The sequence below is a fragment of the Geodermatophilus sp. DSM 44513 genome, from assembly GCF_032460525.1.
Lineage (GTDB): Bacteria > Actinomycetota > Actinomycetes > Mycobacteriales > Geodermatophilaceae > Geodermatophilus.
Map to the genome: position 1 here is coordinate 2,095,301 of NZ_CP135963.1, position 17,039 is coordinate 2,112,339.

The 17,039-nt window shown below is 72.8% G+C and carries 15 protein-coding genes and 1 riboswitch; of the genes, 6 read left to right on the forward strand and 9 right to left on the reverse strand.

Annotated features, from left to right (window positions below):
* Positions 1–236: 236 nt before the first annotated feature.
* From RTG05_RS10175 to RTG05_RS10190, 4 genes are all read right to left on the reverse strand, one after another.
* Positions 237–377 carry a hypothetical protein gene (locus RTG05_RS10175; RefSeq protein WP_315912518.1) on the reverse strand — a complete coding sequence of 47 codons (141 nt, stop codon included), beginning with the start codon at positions 375–377 and terminating at the stop codon, positions 237–239.
* 494 nt (positions 378–871) lie between these two features.
* On the reverse strand, positions 872–1,729 hold the full coding sequence (locus RTG05_RS10180; RefSeq protein ID WP_166528528.1) for an ABC transporter ATP-binding protein: 858 nt from the start codon (positions 1,727–1,729) through the stop codon (positions 872–874).
* 2 nt (positions 1,730–1,731) lie between these two features.
* Positions 1,732–2,772, reverse strand: coding sequence for a FecCD family ABC transporter permease (locus RTG05_RS10185; RefSeq protein ID WP_208104891.1), 1,041 nt, complete (start codon positions 2,770–2,772; stop codon positions 1,732–1,734).
* A gap of 35 nt (positions 2,773–2,807) precedes the next feature.
* Positions 2,808–3,929, reverse strand: coding sequence for an ABC transporter substrate-binding protein (locus RTG05_RS10190; RefSeq protein WP_166528530.1), 1,122 nt, complete (start codon positions 3,927–3,929; stop codon positions 2,808–2,810).
* Positions 3,930–4,253: 324 nt separating this feature from the next.
* On the opposite strand from RTG05_RS10190, the gene RTG05_RS10195 reads away from it, so the two are divergent.
* The 6 genes from RTG05_RS10195 to RTG05_RS10220 are packed head-to-tail and all read left to right on the forward strand — an operon-like array spanning position 4,254 to position 11,406.
* Positions 4,254–5,651, forward strand: coding sequence for an alanine racemase (locus RTG05_RS10195; RefSeq protein ID WP_208104892.1), 1,398 nt, complete (start codon positions 4,254–4,256; stop codon positions 5,649–5,651).
* Complete coding sequence (locus tag RTG05_RS10200) at positions 5,648–6,973, forward strand: pyridoxal-phosphate dependent enzyme (protein WP_166528532.1); 1,326 nt, start codon at positions 5,648–5,650, stop codon at positions 6,971–6,973. The genes RTG05_RS10195 and RTG05_RS10200 overlap by 4 nt, the downstream gene beginning before the upstream one ends.
* Positions 6,973–8,205 (forward strand): aminotransferase class V-fold PLP-dependent enzyme, encoded by a 1,233-nt coding sequence (locus RTG05_RS10205; RefSeq protein ID WP_166528533.1) that lies wholly within the window; start codon positions 6,973–6,975, stop codon positions 8,203–8,205. Before RTG05_RS10200 ends, RTG05_RS10205 begins: the two co-directional genes overlap by 1 nt.
* A complete protein-coding gene (locus RTG05_RS10210; protein ID WP_208104893.1) occupies positions 8,196–9,443 on the forward strand; it encodes an ATP-grasp domain-containing protein in 1,248 nt (415 codons plus the stop codon). The genes RTG05_RS10205 and RTG05_RS10210 overlap by 10 nt, the downstream gene beginning before the upstream one ends.
* Complete coding sequence (locus RTG05_RS10215; RefSeq protein ID WP_166528534.1) at positions 9,440–10,702, forward strand: MFS transporter; 1,263 nt, start codon at positions 9,440–9,442, stop codon at positions 10,700–10,702. The genes RTG05_RS10210 and RTG05_RS10215 overlap by 4 nt, the downstream gene beginning before the upstream one ends.
* A complete protein-coding gene (locus tag RTG05_RS10220) occupies positions 10,702–11,406 on the forward strand; it encodes a class I SAM-dependent methyltransferase (RefSeq protein WP_166528535.1) in 705 nt (234 codons plus the stop codon). Before RTG05_RS10215 ends, RTG05_RS10220 begins: the two co-directional genes overlap by 1 nt.
* A gap of 156 nt (positions 11,407–11,562) precedes the next feature.
* Here the strand turns inward: RTG05_RS10220 and RTG05_RS10225 are convergent, their stop codons facing one another.
* From RTG05_RS10225 to RTG05_RS10245, 5 genes are all read right to left on the reverse strand, one after another.
* Positions 11,563–11,862 (reverse strand): hypothetical protein, encoded by a 300-nt coding sequence (locus RTG05_RS10225; RefSeq protein WP_166528536.1) that lies wholly within the window; start codon positions 11,860–11,862, stop codon positions 11,563–11,565.
* 120 nt (positions 11,863–11,982) lie between these two features.
* Positions 11,983–12,786 carry an SDR family oxidoreductase gene (locus tag RTG05_RS10230; RefSeq protein WP_208104895.1) on the reverse strand — a complete coding sequence of 268 codons (804 nt, stop codon included), beginning with the start codon at positions 12,784–12,786 and terminating at the stop codon, positions 11,983–11,985.
* Positions 12,783–14,315 (reverse strand): acyl-CoA reductase, encoded by a 1,533-nt coding sequence (locus tag RTG05_RS10235; RefSeq protein ID WP_166528537.1) that lies wholly within the window; start codon positions 14,313–14,315, stop codon positions 12,783–12,785. The genes RTG05_RS10230 and RTG05_RS10235 overlap by 4 nt, the downstream gene beginning before the upstream one ends.
* Positions 14,312–15,487, reverse strand: coding sequence for a LuxE/PaaK family acyltransferase (locus RTG05_RS10240; RefSeq protein ID WP_208104896.1), 1,176 nt, complete (start codon positions 15,485–15,487; stop codon positions 14,312–14,314). Before RTG05_RS10240 ends, RTG05_RS10235 begins: the two co-directional genes overlap by 4 nt.
* Positions 15,484–16,923 carry a sodium:solute symporter family transporter gene (locus RTG05_RS10245; RefSeq protein ID WP_208104897.1) on the reverse strand — a complete coding sequence of 480 codons (1,440 nt, stop codon included), beginning with the start codon at positions 16,921–16,923 and terminating at the stop codon, positions 15,484–15,486. The genes RTG05_RS10240 and RTG05_RS10245 overlap by 4 nt, the downstream gene beginning before the upstream one ends.
* Positions 16,913–17,025: riboswitch (TPP riboswitch) on the reverse strand. (Overlaps the previous gene by 11 nt.)
* Between the last annotated feature and the right edge of the window lie 14 nt (positions 17,026–17,039).

Sequence of the window (17,039 nt, forward strand, 5' to 3'; positions counted from 1 at the left end):
TGTCGCATCAACGTAGCGGCGACCGGTCCCACCTCAGGTCAGCGACGCACCGGAGGGTGACCACCTGACGAGAAGGCGCCCAGCTGACGCCCGAAGTGTCAACTTTCCGTCGATATGCGGCCTTTGAGCCCACGGTGCATGAGGTGTGATGCCTGGTGATCTTGGAGTCTCCGGTGCTGTCTACCGTCGACGCCGGTGCCCTACTGGAGCAGAGCCGCCGGTCCGTCTCAGGGCACTCAGGGCAGGTCGGGCGCGCCGCTCCAGCGGGCCCGCCGCCGGTAGGACCGCGGCACCGAGTCCGGTGCCCGGCCGAGGGCGGGACGGTCCCGGTCGTAGACGCGGCCGTCCTCCAGTTGACCGGCGAGCTCGCCGAGCAACCTTGGCCAGTCCCGACGGTTTGGCTCGAGGGGGTACACGGATCTCAACCTGCCGCTTCAGCACCGGCACTGCCGTCCGGTCGGAGGTCGCCGCGCGGCTCTGCTCCCAGGCCCGGTGCCGGCAGGTGGCCGAACACCACTTCGGGATCGGACCGCGGCTGCGCGGGGTGATCGGTCCGCTGCACCATCCGCACGTAGTCGTCGCGGGGTGCGTCGTTCGGGCCCGTCCGCCGCAGGACTGGGCTGGCCCGGACGGGGTCCTTCCTCCGGCGATCGCTGCTGGCGCTTGCGGCGTTGCTGTTCGCGCGTTCGCCGTCGGGCCCGGTACTCAGGATGCCGCTGGTTCCCATGTCACCATTCGGCTGGCGATCCTCCTGTTAGCCGTCACCACGAGGCCGCTACGCGGCCATGTGGACAGAGCAGACCCGACCTCGCGGCTGGCGGGTTCCGACCGCGCGCTGACGACGGGATCGCTGCTTGCGCTTCGGCTTCTCTCAGGTCCGGTCCATCGTCGGGACGGCATTCAGCGGCGGATCAGACACAGGCTGCGTCGACGGTCCGGTGTCGTGGTGTGGACCATCGGCCCCGGCCCCGGCCCCGGGCACGACGACGGGGCGGCCGTCGACCATGCCCAGCACGGCGTCGCAGGCATAGAGCTGCTGCACCCGGCGCGCGTCGATGACGTCCCCCACCAGTCCGCTGTCGAGCATGCGGCCGTCCCGGCCGAGTGCGGCCGCATCGTCGGCGAACCACAGGGCGTGGTTCGGGTCGTGGGTGCAGACCAGGGCTCCGCAGCCCTCGTCGACCAGGCGCCGAATGGTGGACCACACCAGCAACTGGTTGCCAAAGTCCAGGCTGGCGGTGGGCTCGTCCAGCAGGAGGAAGCGAGCACCCTGAGCCAGTGCCCGGGCGATGAGCACCAGCTGTCGCTGCCCGCCGCTGAGAGTGAGGTAGGAGCGGGCGGCCAGGTGGGTGAGGCCGAGCCGGTCGAGTGCGTCGAGGGAGGCTGCGACGTCCGCCGGGGTCGGGCCGAACACGCCGCCGCGCTGCGGGTTGCGACCCATGAGCACGACGTCCCGGACGAGGAAGGAGAAGGACGGTGCGTGCTCTTGGGGGACGTAGGCGATGGTCCGGGCGAGCCGCCGGGCGTCCCACCGGGCCAGTGACTCCCCGTCCACGGTGACCAGGCCGCGGTGTCGCTGGACCCCGACGATGCAGCGAAACAGTGTCGACTTGCCTGCACCGTTGGGGCCGAACAGAACGGCGAGGCGGCCCTGGGCCACCTCGAGGCTGACGCCGTCGAGGACGGTGACGCCGCCGAGTCGGGTGGACAGGTCCTTGATCTCGAGCACGATCAGATCCCCCAGCCGGTGCCGCGGCGGCGCAGCAGGGCCACGAGAAACGGCGTGCCGAGGGCGGCGGTGACCACGCCGATCGGCAGTTCGCCGGAGTGCAGGGTGCGGGCGAGGTCGTCGCAGATCATGAGGAAGGTCGCGCCGAGGAATGCCGACACGGGAATGACGGCCCGGTTGTCGGCGCCGGCGATCATCCGGGCGGCGTGCGGGATGAGCAGCCCGATCCAGGCCACGATGCCAGCCACCGAGACGGCCAGCGCGGTCAGGGCCGTCGCCACCACGATCAACACTCGTCTCGTCACCGCCGGGTCCACGCCGAGCGACCGGCACTCCTGGTCGCCGAGGGTCAGCAGGTTGAGCCGCCACGAGTAGGCCCAGGTCAGCAGTACGCCGACCGCGACCAGTGGGGTGACCAGGACGACGTCTTCCCACCGGGAGGTGTAGAAGCCGCCCAGCACCCAGAACACCAACCGGCGCAGCTGGGCGTCGGTGCCCAGGTACTGGAACATCGCAAAGACCGACATGAAGAAGGCGCCCACGATCACCCCCGACAGGACCAGGGCGATTGTCGAGCCTCGGTTGCGGGCCAGGAGCGTCGTGGCGCTGACGGCGATCGCGCCGAAGACGAACGCCGACAGCTGGACGGAGAAGGGGACCGGGAAGAGGACCGCGAGGCCTGCGCCGCAGGCCGCGCCCGCCGAGACGCCGAGGATGTAGGGCTCGACCAGCGGGTTGCGGAAGGTGCTCTGGAACACCCCGCCGCTCACCGCGAGGGCAGCACCGACGGCGGCAGCGAGGAGCGTGCGCGGCAGCCGGATGTCCCAGATGACCGTCGTCTGGGTCGAGACGACCTGCAGGGGCAACCCGAGGCCTGCGCCGAGCACGGTGGCGACGTCGGCCAGCGGGATCCAGTAGGCGCCGACGCACACCGACACGATCAGGGTCACGGCCGCGGCGGCGGCGGAGAGAACGATGGCCAGTCGCCGTCGCCACGTGGCGGCCAGCGCCGCCCGGAGAGCGTCCCCGGGCGGCGCGGCCACGTCGTCTCGCGCCGGCGCGACCGACGCTCCCTGCATCAGGACCCCAGGTCGGCGCGGTACCGCTGGCCTTCGATGGCCTCGGCGGCCGCGTCGGCATCGAGGCCGAAGGCGCCCTGGTAGAACTCCTGCTCCCAGGCGGCCAGGTCGACGTCGGCGAAGGCGTCGGGGTAGAGGGCGGCACCCACCTTCATCAGGGCCACCGGCGTCTCCAGGGTCGCCCGCCACTCGTCGTAGCCCAGCGCGGTCACCCTCTGGTCCCGGATCGCCCGAAGGTCACGCAGCTTGTTCCAGTCCAGCCCTATGTTTGCGCCGGCGTAGACCTCCTGCGTGCTCAGGTAGCCCTCGTGGCCGATGACGACGAGCACGTCGGGGTCGTGGGCGAGGAGTTGCTCCTCGGAGATCGGCACGAAGGTGCCTGGCCCGGCCACGTTGCGAGCGCCCAGCAGTGTCGAGAACAGGTGGGACTGCAGGCTCTTCTCGCCCATCAGGTAGGCGGTGGTGGCGAAGAGGGCCACGCTGGGTGCCGGGGCGTCGTCCGGGATCCTGGTGAGTACCTCGTCGATCCCACTGCGCAGGTTCTCGACGATGCGATCGGTGTCGGAGCTGCGCTCGTACACGGTGCCCACGGTGTCGACGATCGAGTACGCCGTGTCCATGCTCGGCTCGTCGAAGTTCGAGGGGGAGAGGAAGACGACCACGGGGATGCCGAGGTCCTCGATGGTCTGCACGGCCTCCTCGTGCAGGGTCCGATCCTCGTCGCTGGCCACCCATGCCTCCAGGAACACCACGTCGGTGTCGAGGGAGGCGAGCTCCTCGTAGTTGATGCCGCTCCAGGCTGAGCCCACCTCGACGGCGTCGGCGATGCCGTCGACCATGACCTGGCGGGTGGGGTCGTCCTTGGTCGCCGGGTCGACGGCCACGATCGTGTTGTCCTCGCCCAGGATCGCCAGCGTCTTGCTGACCAGGCCCTCCCACTCCATGACGGCGACTCGGTCGGGACCGGTGGGCACCTCCACGACCCGGTCGAAGTCGTCGGTGATCTGGACGGTCGCGGGCGCTTCCTCGGCCGCTGACGTCGGGACCGACGGCGTGCCGCAGGCGGAGAGGACGACGGCGCCGAGCACGGCGATCGGCGCCGTTGGGCGGAGCGGAGGCATGACAGCTCTTTCTCGAGTGGGACGGGGCGGTGCGGCGCCGCCGGCAGGGGACACCGGACGACGCGGTCGCAGCGATTACGGGTGGGCGGTTGACCACCGGACCGTGCGTGGTGTCGGATGTTAACGAAAATCATTCTCAACACAAGGCATGGGGGAACGCTCATGACCACCACCGCCGCCGAAGTCCCGCCGCGGTCTCTCGCTGACCCGTCGCGCCCGGAGCCTCCGCCGGCCGACGACCGGCCGGTCAGCGCGGACCAGCCGCTCTACCTGGACCCCGTCATCGGTGCAGCGCTCTCGCGGATCCTGCGGGAGCGAGCCACGTTGAGCGGCTGGCTGAGGAGTTTCGGCAGCCCGCTGGCCGTCGTGCTGCCCGACCAGGTCGCCGACAACCTCGCCGCCTTCCAGACCGTCGCCGCCGAGCGCCGGATCGATGCCGAGGTGTACTACGCGCACAAGGCCAACCGGTCGACCGCCTTCGTGCGACGACTCGCAGACAGCACGGCGCGCATCGACGTCGCCTCGGTCGGCGAGCTCGAGCACGCGCTCGGATGCGGCTTCGCGCCGGAGCGGATCATGGTCACCGGCCCCAAGACACCGGAGCTGCTGTGGCTCTGCGCGCAGCTGGGCGTGCTGGTCAACGTCGACTCGCTGGCGGAGCTTGCGGCGCTGGCCAGCGCCGACATCGGCCGGGGCAAGCTCCCGGTGCTGCTGCGGTTCTCGGCCTTCGACTCCGGGGGGTCGGTGCGTTCACGGGTCTCGCGATTCGGGATGCGGGAGGACCAGGCGGACGCCTGCCACGGAGTGCTCGACCGGTGCCGCGACAGACTCGAGCTCCGCGGCGTTGCCTACCACCTCGACACCGTGGGCATGGCGGAGAAGGTCGCCGCGCTGGACGGGTCGTTCCGGCTGCTGCGGCGCTTCCAGATGGCAGGCCATCCGGCCGACGTCATCGACATCGGCGGCGGGTTCGGGGTCAACTACCTGCGCGACGCGCGGCAGTGGGAGGACTACACCTCGGGGCTGACCCGCGCGGTGCTCGGCCACCGGTCACCAGTGACCTGGCGGGGACACGGCTACGGCCTGCGCGCGGAGAACGGGCGGCTCAAGGGATCACTGGGTCTGTATCCGGCGCACCGGCCCTCGGCTGGCCCGGCCTACGTCGCCGACCTGCTCGACCAGCGCTCGCCAGCCTTCCGGCAGCGGTTCGCCGACCTGCTCAGCGAGACGATGACCCGGCTCTTCCTCGAGCCCGGTCGCGCGCTGGTCGACCAGAGCGGACTGGTGCTGTGCCGGGTACTGGAGACCCGACCGACAGGGGAGGGGCGGGTCTTCGTCCGCGTTGACCTGAACCACTCCGACGTCAGCCTCGAGGAGCACGGCGTCCTGATGGACCCGGTCGTGCTGCCCGGTCACGGCGGCCCACGGGAGCCCGGCCGCGGGTTCGTCATCGGGAACTTGTGCCTGGAGGCCGACTTCGTCTCCCGGCGGGAGATCCACTTCCGGTCGATGCCCCGTGCCGGCGATGTGCTCGCGTTCGTCAACACGGCGGGCTACTTCATGGACTTCTCCGCCGACCACGCTCTGTCCCAGCCGATCGCCCGGAAGGTGGCGGCCTCTGCGGACGCCTCGCGGTGGGCGCTCGACGAGGAGTACTGGCCCCTCGACCGGTCGGCGCCCCCGGGAGCGGCCGGTACGTCCATTCGAGAGGAGGACCGGTGAGGTACGACAGCATCACCGACGCGATCGGCAACACCCCGCTGCTCCGCATCGACCCGTCGGTCCACCGGCTGCGGCATGTCGACCTCTACGCCAAGCTGGAGATGCTCAACCCGTTCGGGTCGGTCAAAGACCGCGCCGCCTGGTCGATGGTCCGCGCCACGATCGAGGACGCCGGGCGCGAGGGCCGCACGGTGATCGAGCTGTCCAGCGGCAACACGGCGAAAGCGCTCGCGGTCATCGCCGGCATGCACGGGGTCCGTTTCCGCTCGGTCACCAACCGCATGAAGGTGCCCGAGGTCAAGGACCTGCTGCACCTCATCGGAGCCGAGATCGAGGAGCTTCCTGGCCAGGCCGAGTGTCTGGATCCCACCAACGTCGACGACCCGCTGACCATGATCCACCAGCAGGTGGGCAGCGACCCGTCATACCTGCACACCGACCAGTACTACAACCCGCGCAACACCCAGGCCCACGTCGAGACGACCGGCCCGGAGATCCTGCGCGACCTGGACGGGAACGCGCCGGACTACTTCATCGCCTGCGTCGGCACCGCTGGCTCCTCGACCGGGATCGCCCAGGTCCTGAGGGCCGCGCGCCCCGACATCCGCGTCATCGGGCTGGTCGCGCAGAAGTCGGACTTCGTGCCGGGCATCCGCAACATCGACGAGGTGCACGAGGTCGGACTCTTCGACCCGGAGATCTACGACGAGATCGAGGCGGTCAGCGCGGACGAGGCGATCGACGGCACCCTCGAGCTCGTGCGCCGGTGCGGCCTGCTCGCCGGGCCCACCGGGGGAGCCGCCTACCACGGCGCCACCCGGCACCTCCGCAAGGTCGACGACCAGCTGGAGGCCGACGGCGCCGGCGAGCGCCGCACCGCCGTCTTCGTGGTCTGCGACCGGGTGGAGAGCTACATGAGCTACTTCCGGGCACGGCGACCCGAACTCCTCGGCGACCGGAGCGGCCCACGGGTGACCGCCACGGCTGAGCAGGTCGCGGCCGCGCGAACCCTCGACCCGGCGCAGGCGGCCGCGTGGATCGCCGACGCCGGCCCGTTGGTCGTCGACCTGCGAGGAGGCTTCGCGTACTCCACCAGCCACATCGCGGGCGCGGTCAACGTCCCCGACGAGCTGTTCGCCGACCTGGTCCGTGGCGGTCTGCCCTTTCCTCGGACCCGACCGGTGCTCCTGGCCTGCCCGGTCGGTGAGCAGTCCCGACGATGGGCCGCGGTCCTGACCGGTCTCGGCCACCCCGACGCGCGCAGCCTCGACGGGGGCATCGTTGCGTGGCGGGACGCGGGTCAGGCGCTGGAGCGGAACTGATGGCCGCCACCGACACCGCCCGACCGTCGAGTCTTTCTGGCGCCGCGCCCGAGCTGCTGGCGTGGCATCACCGGGTGCGGGCGCAGTTTCCGCAGATCGTCAACTCCCCGGCGGCCTACCTGGACTCCTCGGCGACCAGCCAGAAACCGCGGGCGGTCCTCGATGCCGTCATCGACTACCTGACCACGACGAATGCCAACGCCGGACGCGGCTCCTATCCCTGGGCCAACCGGACGACGCGACTGATCGAGCAGGTCCGCGAGCAGGTCAAGCACTTCCTCGGCGACCCTGGCCCGCAGGAGTCCTCGGTGCACTTCGTCGGTGGCGCGACCGAAGCGCTGCGCCGGGTGGCGACCGACTGGCTCGCCAGCGCCCTCCGGACCGGTGACGAGATCGTCGTTCCGGGCGGCGACCACTCGGCGAACGCGGTCCCGTGGCACGACGTCGTCCGCGACCTGGCGCGGCGCGGGATCAGCGTGATAGCGCACGCGATGCCGTACGAGACCTCCGGCGACTACGACACCGCCGCCCTGGCCGCCCTGATCGGTCCGCGCCTGCGGTTCGTCGCGGTCACCCACGTCCACCACGTGTACGGGGTGAACATGAACGTCCACCGGGTCCGCCGCGTCGCGGGCGAGGACGTCGTCATCTGCCTGGACGCGGCCCAGAGCGTCGGCCACCTCCCCGTGGACCTGGCGGCGCTCGACGTCGACTTCCTGGCCTTCTCAGGGCACAAGGCGATGGCGCTGCCCGGCGTCGGCGTCCTGTGGGCGGGCAACCGTCGGACGCCCCGCTTCGAGCTGGCCGGCTGGGCCGGCAGCGCGAACACCGCGGGCATCGTCAGCCTGGGCGCCGCCCTGACCTGGCTCGCCGAGGCCGACCCCGCGCGGATTGACCGGTGGACCACCGGACTCGGGGCGGTGCTCACCGATGGGCTCGCCGACCTGCCGTCGATCGACGTGCTGGGCTGTCAAGCCAGCCTTCGCAGGGACTCCGACGTTCAGCGCCGCCAGGGCATCGTGACGTTCCGGCACCGTCACCTGCCCGCCGGCGATCTCGGTTTCTACCTCGAGTCCCAGGGCCACCTGGTGCGCGCGGACCACCACTGCCAGGCCGGTAGGGACCGCCTGCCGTCGGTGCGGGTCAGCACTCACGCCTACACCTCGCCCGAGGAGATCTCCGGTCTCCTCGACCAACTCAGGGTCTTGGAGGAGAAGCGCCCGTGGCAGTAGTCGCCATCACCGACGTGTACGGACCCACCCTGCGGTACGCGCGAGCCTTCCGGGAGGCCGGCCACGACGTCGTGCGCGTCCAGAGCACCCCCGAGGTGCCCCGCGTCTACCGTCCCGGGCTCGCCCCGGCGGTGGTCGCCGAGGTGTTCCTCGCTGATCTCAGCTGCGAGGACCCGGCGAGGGAACTCGCCCCCTACGCGCCGATCGCGGTGCTCGCCGGGGGCGAGTGCGGCGTCGAGCTGGCCGACCGCTTGGCCGAACAGCTCGGCCTCCCCGGCAACGGCACCCGTACCAGCGCCGCGCGGCGCAACAAGTTCGCCCAGGTGGAGGCGGCCCGACGGGCGGGGCTGCGCGCGGCGCGCCAGATCCTCGTCGACGACGAGGAGAAGCTGCGGGCATGGCACGCCGAGATCGGCGGTCGCGCGGTCGTCAAGCCGGTCCGGAGCGCCGGCAACGACGGCGTGCACTTCTGCGACCGCCCGGAGGACTCCGTGCGCGCCTACCGCGCAATCCGCGACGCGGTGAACATCTTCTCCGTCCGCAACGAGGGCGTGGTCGCCCAGGAGTTCCTCCACGGCACCGAGTACGTCGTCAACACCGTCAGCTACCGGGGCCGCCACCGGGTGACCGACGTGTGGCGCTACACGAAGCTGTCGGCCAACGGCGTCAGCGACCGGGTGAGCGCGGCGGTGTCCGTCCCGCCCAGCGCCCCGGCCTGGTCGGCGCTGACCTCCTACGCCGCCGGCATCCTCGACGCGATGGAGATCAGGTACGGGCCAGTGCACCTGGAGATCATGCTGACCCCGGACGGGCCGTGCCTCGTCGAGCTCGGCGCACGGCTCTCCGGCGCCGACACCGCCTACTACGCGGCGCTGGCCAACGGCTCCTCGCAGATCGACTGGGCCGTGCTCGCCGCCATCGACCCCGACACCTTCCTCGACCGCCACGACGAGCCGCTGCGACCGCAGCGGCACGTCGCCATGTGCTTCCTCACCTCTCCGGTGGCCGGAACACTCCGCTCCTACCCCCGTCTGGCGGAGGTGCAGGCACTGGACAGCCACCACAACGTGGTGACCATCGTCGGCCCCGGCGGACGTCTACAGGTCACCGTCGACGACACGACCGAACCGCTGATGATCGGCCTGGCTCACCCCATCGAGTCGGTGCTCGAACGGGACCTGCTGACCGTGCACCACCTCGACGGGTGCGGCTTCTACGAGCTGGCGGACACCCGATGAGGCACTACTCCCGGCTCTGGCGGGTGCCGGGCGCACCGACGCTGCTGGTCGGCGGCGTCGTGGCCCGCGTGGGTCAGGGCGTCACGGTGATCGCCTGGCTGCTGCTCATCCGGCACGTCCGCGGCAACTACGCCGACGCGGCGGCGGTCACTGCCGCGATCGCCCTCTTGACTGCGGTCGCGGCCCCCATCGTGGGCCGTCTCGCTGACCGGTTCGCGGTCAGCCGGGTGCTCCCGTGGTGTGCGGCGGGTTACGTCACCACCCAGCTCGCCCTGCTGCTGACGGTGCGAGCCGACGTCGGCCTGGGCTGGTTGCTGGTCCTCGGTGCTGCCAGCGGCGCGTCCTTCCCACCGATGTCAGCCGCGCTGCGCGCCACCTGGTCGGTGCTGACCTCACCGGACAGCGGCCGCGCCGACCTGCAGCGCACCGCCATGGCCGCCGAATCGGCGCTGTTCGAGCTGGCCTTCGTGGTCGGGCCGCTGCTGCTCAGCATCGCCGCGCTCACCACCGGCGTGATCGTGCCCGAGAGTCGAACCGCCGGCCCGACGGCAGCCCTGCTCGTCGCCACTGCCTGCACGCTGGTGGGCACGCTGTGGGTGGCGTGGGGTAGGGGCATGCGCTCGGTACGTCCGGTCGCCGGCCGGCCACCGACCCGCGGTCTCGGTCCGTTGCGGGCGGAGCGTTTCGGGCTGCTCCTCGGCACCGCCGCAGGCGTCATGTTCGCATTCGGAGTCGCCCCGGTGGCAATCGCAGCCTACGCCGAACAGGCCCACGGCCACGCTGGGAGCACGGCGACAGGCGTGCTCATCGCCGTGTGGAGCCTGGGCAGCGCCGTCGCCGGTATCGTCTTCGGGGCTCTCCGTCTGCGGGCCGGGCTGGTGCGGCAGTACATCGTCCTCCTGGCCGGACTCACCGGCGGATACCTGGTCTGGGTGTTGGCGCCGGGCACAGGGGCGCTCGGCGCCGCGCTGTTCGTGACCGGCGGGGTGATCGCCCCAGCGCTGGCGGTGATGGCCGGCCTCGTGGCGGAGCTGACCGATGAGTCGATGCGCACCGAGGCGTACACGTGGCTCACGACGACCTCGATGGGCATCGCGGCGCTCGGATCCGCGGTCGCCGGCGTGGTCGTCGACGGCCGGCTCGGCGCCGAGGGCGGATTCCTGCTCGCGGCCGTCTCGACCGGACTCGCGCTGCTGCTGGCCCCAGGCTTGCGCGTGCGTCGGCCGGCCACCGCCCCGGTGCCCGAGGTGGTGGCCTGATGGAGCAGGAACTCGCCGCGGGCTGGGTCGAGCGCTGGGACGCGCAGCAGGAGCGCTACGCCCACCGCAGGGAGGAGCGCTTCGCTGTCATCGTGGACCTTGTCCGTCGTGCGACGGCGGGGGACCGCGCCCCCGTCGTGCTCGATCTGGGCGCCGGCCCCGGCTCCCTGGCAGCACGGGTGGCCGACGGAGTCCCCGGCTCGCGGGTGCTGGCCTTCGAGTGCGATCCGGTGCTGGTCGCGATCGGGCGTTCCTGGTGCGGGGACCGCGTGGAGTTCGTCGAAGAGGTCGTCGGCGCACCCGGATGGTCCTCGACCATACCGGCCGGCGTCGCCGCCGCCGTCTCCTCCACGGCCCTGCACTACCCCTCGCTCCAGCAACTGCGCAGCATCTACGCCGACGTCCACCGCCTGCTCCGCCCCGGCGGGCTGATGGCGAACGCGGACCACTTCGGCCCGCCCGACCGCACGCCGCACGATCCCGCCCACCTGGAGCCGTGGCACTCGTGGTGGCGGTCGGCAGCCGACGCGCCAGAGCTGGCCGAGGCCTTCACTCTCCGTAGGTCGGCGCCCGCCGTCAACGGCGACAACCGGCTGACGGTGCAGGACCACGCTGAGGCGCTGACCGCAGCCAGGTTCGTCGAGGTCGAGGCGATCTGGCGTGACGGCCGCAGCGCGGTGATAGCTGCACGGCGACCGCACTGAGGCGGCTCCCCTCGGGTCGCCCACCACACCTGCCCGGGACTGGCGCCGACGCTGACGCAAGCCGGTGTTGCCCCCGAGCGCTACTCCCCGTACCCAGGAGCCGAGCCACGGGCACCGGCCCGGCCCAAGCGAGCGTCCGGCCCCGAGCGCTGGAAGTCAGTGCTCGTCGTAATGGTCGCCGCGTGGCGCGTGGCGATGTGCCCCGTGCACGTAGTCGACGTGGTCCTCGTGCTGCACCTTGGCATGGCCACAGCTGTCCGCGTGCTCGTGGTCGTGTGCCCCGTCGACGGCGTGCACCTGGCCGGTGCACTCGTCGATGTGGCCGTCGTGCGCATGGTGCAGGTGTCCGTCGTGCAGGTGATCGACGTGCCCATCGTGCCCGACCGCCCCGTGGCCGCAGTCCGGTGCATGGACGTGGGCGTGTTCGGGATGGGTCTGATGCTCCGTCGCGGTCATGGCCGCTCCTCTTCGAGATCGGTACGCATCTCGGCGTTACCCCGGACAGGGGGACGGGCCGTCGCCATCCGGCTCGTGGTCGAGGAGAAGCTTTACGGTCGGGCGCTGTGGCCGGCGACGTCACCGCATGACCAGGCCGCCGTCGACGAACAGGCAGGCGCCGGTGACGAAGGCCGCCCAGCTGCTGGCGAAGTAGAGGACGGCCCCCGCGACGTCGTCCGGTGTGGCCAGGCGCCGCAGCGGTGCCGCCTGTTCTAGGGCGTCGCGCTGCTCGTCGGTCGCCGTCCGGCTGGCGTCGGTGGGGTGCACCATGCCCGGTGCGACGCAGTTGACGGTGATCCCGAACGGTCCGAGCTCGGCGGCCAGGGTGCGCGAGTAGCCCAGCAGCGCGGCCTTGGCGGTCGTGTAGTCGTGATAGGGGACGCTGGGCCGTTCAACGAGGTCGGTGACCACGTTGACGACCCGGCCACCGCCGCGGGCCTGCAGGCCGGGCAGCGTCGCCCGGCAGACGTTGACCGCGCCGCCCAGGCTGCCCTCCAGCTGGCGCTGGTGGTCCGGCCACGACGTCTGCCACACCGTCCGCCGGGCGAGGAGGTCGAAGGTGTAGCCGCGCAGGGCGTTGTTCACGACGACGTCCGCGGGCCCGAAGCGGTCCTCCACCTCGCGGACCGCGGCCTGGACGGCGTCGGGGTCGGTGACGTCGGCCTGGACGGCGTGCGCCCGCCCCCCGGCGGCCTGGATGTGGGCCACCACGGCTGCGGCCGAGGTGGCGTCGCGCAGGTAGTTGACCGCGACGGCGGCGCCGTGCGCGGCGAGCGCCCGGGCGATCACGGCGCCGATGCCCCGGCTGGCGCCGGTCACCAGCGCGACCCGGTCGCGCAGCAGGTCACTGCGGCCCAGCCCGCCGTGCGGTGGCGGGCTCACCGCCGTCCGCCGGCGTCCGGAGGGTGCGAGGGCCGGGTCCACTCCGGGTCGTACCGCTCCACCTCGGTCTCCGCGGCGCCCTCGACGTCGGTCCACCGGACCAGGGCGGCGAGGCTGCCCCGGCCGTCGTGGTGCCACCCGGCGGCCGGCTGGGGCATCTGCCCGACGGCGCAGACCCGGTCCACGCCGCACCGGCCGAGCAGCGACGCCCAGGCGTCCAGCCGCTCGGGTGCGCACGCGACGCCGGCGGTCTGCAGGTGGTGGCGCAGCGGCAGCAGCAGCGGGACGACGTCCTCGAGGGCGTCGACCGGGTGCACGCGCACCACCCGGTTCAGCGGTGAGGGCGCGAACCGCTCGGGCCGCTCCTCGACCACCACCGTCCACGCCGTACCCGGGCTGCTGGCGATGACCTGCACCCCCGGGTCGTCGTAGGAGCGGAGCTCGTACTGGGCGCGGACCGCGGTCACGGCCGCGTCCTCCTCCAGCCTCAGCCGGGCCCGGGGCCGGGCCTGCTCGTAGCGGTCCATCTCCGCGGCCAGGGCCGCGGCGAAGGCCCGTGGGTCGACGGCTCCGCCGCGCTCGACGAACACCACGTGCGGGGACAGGCAGCCCTGCTGGTCGTACTGGGACACGTCGCGGGCGACGCGGCGGGCCGTCTCGGCGTAGCGGGTCAACGCCAGCGCCTCGGAGCCGACGACGGCGAAGCTGACCTTGTGCCCGTAGGGCACGAACGGCACGCCCACCGGCACCCGCCGGGCCAGGCTCTCGGTGGCCCGCAGGCCGGCGGTGGCCGTGACCGCGTCGGAGCGGGCGAAGGCGGCCTGCTCGACGTCCTCGGCCCCGCCGGGCCAGTGGACGACGGCCAGGCACCGTCCCAGCCCCGGGTCCTCCTCGGCGACGGTCTGGGCGAACAGCACGGGGAACAGCGGCTCGGCGCCGGCGGACTTGCCGAGCGTCGCGGACTTGACGAGGAGGGCGCAGACCAGGTTCCAGGCGGGCAGGCCGGGCACGTTGCCGGCGAAGACCTGGGTGGTCAGCCGGGGCCCGTAGGCCCGGGAGAGGCCCCCCGCCCGGTTGGGCTGGAAGCCGTCGAGCACCAGCGGGTTGTCGAAGTCCTGGGCGAGGAAGCGCAGCAGCCGGTCCCGGCGGAAGGTCCTCAGGTGGTCCCTCAACCCGCGGCGGACCATGTCCGGGGCGTACCCGGTGATCCGCGGCAGCAGCTGCTCGGCGGTGCGGCGCTGTGGCAGGTCGGGGTCGGACCAGCGGGCCACCACGCGGCCCACCGTCTCCAGCACTTCCATCACCGGGCGGTCGGCCAGCACCTCGGCCTGGGCCCGCAGCAGCCGCTCGCACAGCACCTCGACGAGCGCCGGCGTCACCACCGGCCCGCGCAGCGGCACGTCGCCCACGCGGCGCGTCGTCCACTCCAGCGCGGCCAGCTCGGCGTCGTCCAGCTGCGGCAGGAAGCAGGCGTCCACCGCCTCGACCGGCTCCGCCCCCTCGAGCGCCCGCGGGTCCAGCAGGGTCACGACCGGCCTCCCTCGTTCGCCGCGAGCAGCTCGTCCAGGGCGAGCGAGCACCCCCGGGCCGCGCTGCCCTGCGCCCGGCCCAGCAGCACGAACCCGCCTGCCGGGCCGCCCTCCGCGAGGTGACCGACGTCCTCGGCCAGGACGGCCAGGACCGAACCGCGGTTGGCCAGGTCGTGGTGCACCAGCAACCCGCGCTGCCCCGGCGGCACCGGCCGGCCGGTGCCGGCATCCACCGCCTGCACGCGGGCCCACGGCGGCACGGCCTTGACCCGTGGTGCCGGGTCCCGCCCGAGCCACGCCCGCCGCAGGGACGTGTCGTAGTACTGGGTGCTGATCTCGGTCATCCCGTAGTAGTTGACGCACCACGCGTCCGGGACGCCCAGCCGCTGGCCGAGTGCCGTCCGCAGCGCCTCGGCCGGGACCTCCCGGGACCGGCCCTTGAAACCGCCGGTGTCCAGCACCCGGCTGCCGGGCGGCAGCCGGAACGCGGTGCCTGCCGCCTCCAGCGCGTCGAGCAGGTGCACGTAGGCGAAGGAGGTCCCCAGCAGCCCCACCGGGACGCCGTCGCGCTCGGCCGCCGCCAGGGCGGCGAGGAGCCCGTCGAGGTCCAGCCCCTCGGCGCCGACGAAGGTGCCGCTGCCGGCGGCACCGAAGGAGTCGACCAGTCGCTGCAGGAAGTACGCCAGTGAGGAGTGCGGCTGCTGCTCCGGCGGCGGGTTGAGGACCAGCAGCCGCAACTGCGCCCGGTCCGGCAGGAACCACTGCCGGAAGCCGGTGCGCAGCGAGGCGTCGTACAGGTGCAGGTGCGGGTGGTGGTTGCGCCCCCGCCGGCCCGGGTCGGTGCTGCCGCTGGTCGTGAACACCGCCGCAGCCTGCTCCGGTGGTGCGCACGACAGCGTCAGCTCCCGGAAGGCGCTCAGCGGCACCGGCGGGATCTCCCGCCAGCCGCGCACCTGCCCGGGCTCTGCGCCGCGCGCCCGGCAGTAGCGCCGGTAGGGGCGGTTGCGCTCGTACTGGTCGGCGAACAGGTCCAGTGCGAGCCGGTCGAACTCCGCCTCCTGGGCCTGCGTCGGGCCGCCGTCGTCCCGGGTCTGCGCCGACGCCTCGATCCAGGCGAGCAGCCGCCGGTCCAGCTCACCGAGCTCGGGGACCGTGGGGGACCGGCCGTTCACCGGGCCACCCGCTCGTCCACGGGCCCGTCCAGCGGCCGGACCCGGCGCGGGAGTTCCCGCAGGTCGGTGCTGCGCCGGCCGAGGAGGGAGACCAGCACCGTCACCGCGGTGGACGCCGCCAGGGCCGCGGCGAAGGGCGGCAGCGACAGGCCGTCGGCGAACGTGGCGACGTCGACCGCGGCGGCGAGGGACCCGCCGGCGACCAGACCGTGCGCCAGGGCGCCGAGGAGGCCGGCCACGGCTCCGGCGACCGCGGCGGCCGGGGTGGTGCGGCGCCACAGCCCGAGGAAGGCCGGCGCGATCGTCGCCGCGCACAGCAGGTCGGCGACCAGGAACAGCCGGAGCACCGAGATTCCCTGGAAGGCCACGAGTGCCGGCACCACGGTGAGCAGCACCACGAGCAGCCGGGCGCCGCGCAGCCCCCACCGCGGCGCCTCGGTGACCACGGCCGCGGCGAGACCGCCCTGCAGCGTGTCGACGGTGGAGGTCACCAGGGCCACCGTGAAGACCAGGACGACGACCAGCACCCACTGCTCGGCCCCGGCCAGCAGCGCGAAGAAGGGCACCGGCGGGTTGCCGAGGTCCACCGCCGAGGCCGCGGCCAGCAGGCCGACCACCCCCGCGGGCAGCACCACGAGGACGCGCATCGCGGCACCCAGCAGCGCCCCGCGGGTCAGGGCCCGCTCGTCGCGCGCGGACCACACCCGCTGCCAGTAACCGTTGTGGAACAGGCTGGTGGCCAGGACGGCGACGACCAGGGTAGCCGCCCCCTCCAGCCCCGCGCCGTCGACGGCGAGCAGCCGCCCGGCGTCCTGGGGCCCCGAGTCCGGCAGCGCGCGGACGACGGCGATACCGACCACGCCGAGCAGCAGCAGGAGCAGCCAGCCCTGCCACGCGTCGGTGCGGATGGAGGCCCGCAGTCCCCCGTGGGCGGTGTACAGCGTGGTGACCGCGGCGACGGCGACCACGCCCACCCGCGGGTCCAGGCCGGACAGGCGCCCCAGCACCGCCCCGATGGCGGTCAACTCCGCGGCCAGCGCGACGAGCATGTACCCCAGGGAGATGCCCAGCACGTACGCGTGCATGACGCGTCCGAGGCGCAGCCGCACGAACTCCACGAGGTTGTGCCCGCGGGGGAGCAGCGCCCGCAGGCGGCGGCCGAGCAGCACCAGCGCCAGCAGGGGCAGGGTGATGGCCACCGCGTAGCCCACCACTCCAGCCAGGCCCACCGAGGCGCCCACCTCCGGCGGCGCGAACAACACCCACGCGCCGACGCCGGAGGCGAAGAAGGACAGCCCGAGGGCGCCGCCGCCCTGGGTGCCCCGGGCGACGGCGAACTCCTCCAGGTCCCGGTCGCGGCCGACCCCGAGGCCCACGCCGGCGAACAACAGCAGCACGGCGGCCACGGCCACCGCGGTCAGGGCGGTGCCCACCACGTCGAGTCCCTCCGCCGGCATTACCCGGTCAGGTTCCTGCGGTCGGCGACGCGTCCAGCCGCCCTCTCAGCCCGGTCCGCCCGAGCTCCCGTGTCTGCAGGACTAACACTACCCAG

Bases quoted from the DNA above. Each gene is read 5' to 3' on its own strand.
- RTG05_RS10215 (WP_166528534.1), top strand. From the start codon at position 9,440: ATGAGGCACTACTCCCGGCTCTGGCGGGTGCCGGGCGCACCGACGCTG.
- RTG05_RS10225 (WP_166528536.1), bottom strand. From the start codon at position 11,862: ATGACCGCGACGGAGCATCAGACCCATCCCGAACACGCCCACGTCCAT.
- RTG05_RS10220 (WP_166528535.1), top strand. From the start codon at position 10,702: ATGGAGCAGGAACTCGCCGCGGGCTGGGTCGAGCGCTGGGACGCGCAG.
- RTG05_RS10190 (WP_166528530.1), bottom strand. From the start codon at position 3,929: ATGCCTCCGCTCCGCCCAACGGCGCCGATCGCCGTGCTCGGCGCCGTC.
- RTG05_RS10205 (WP_166528533.1), top strand. From the start codon at position 6,973: ATGGCCGCCACCGACACCGCCCGACCGTCGAGTCTTTCTGGCGCCGCG.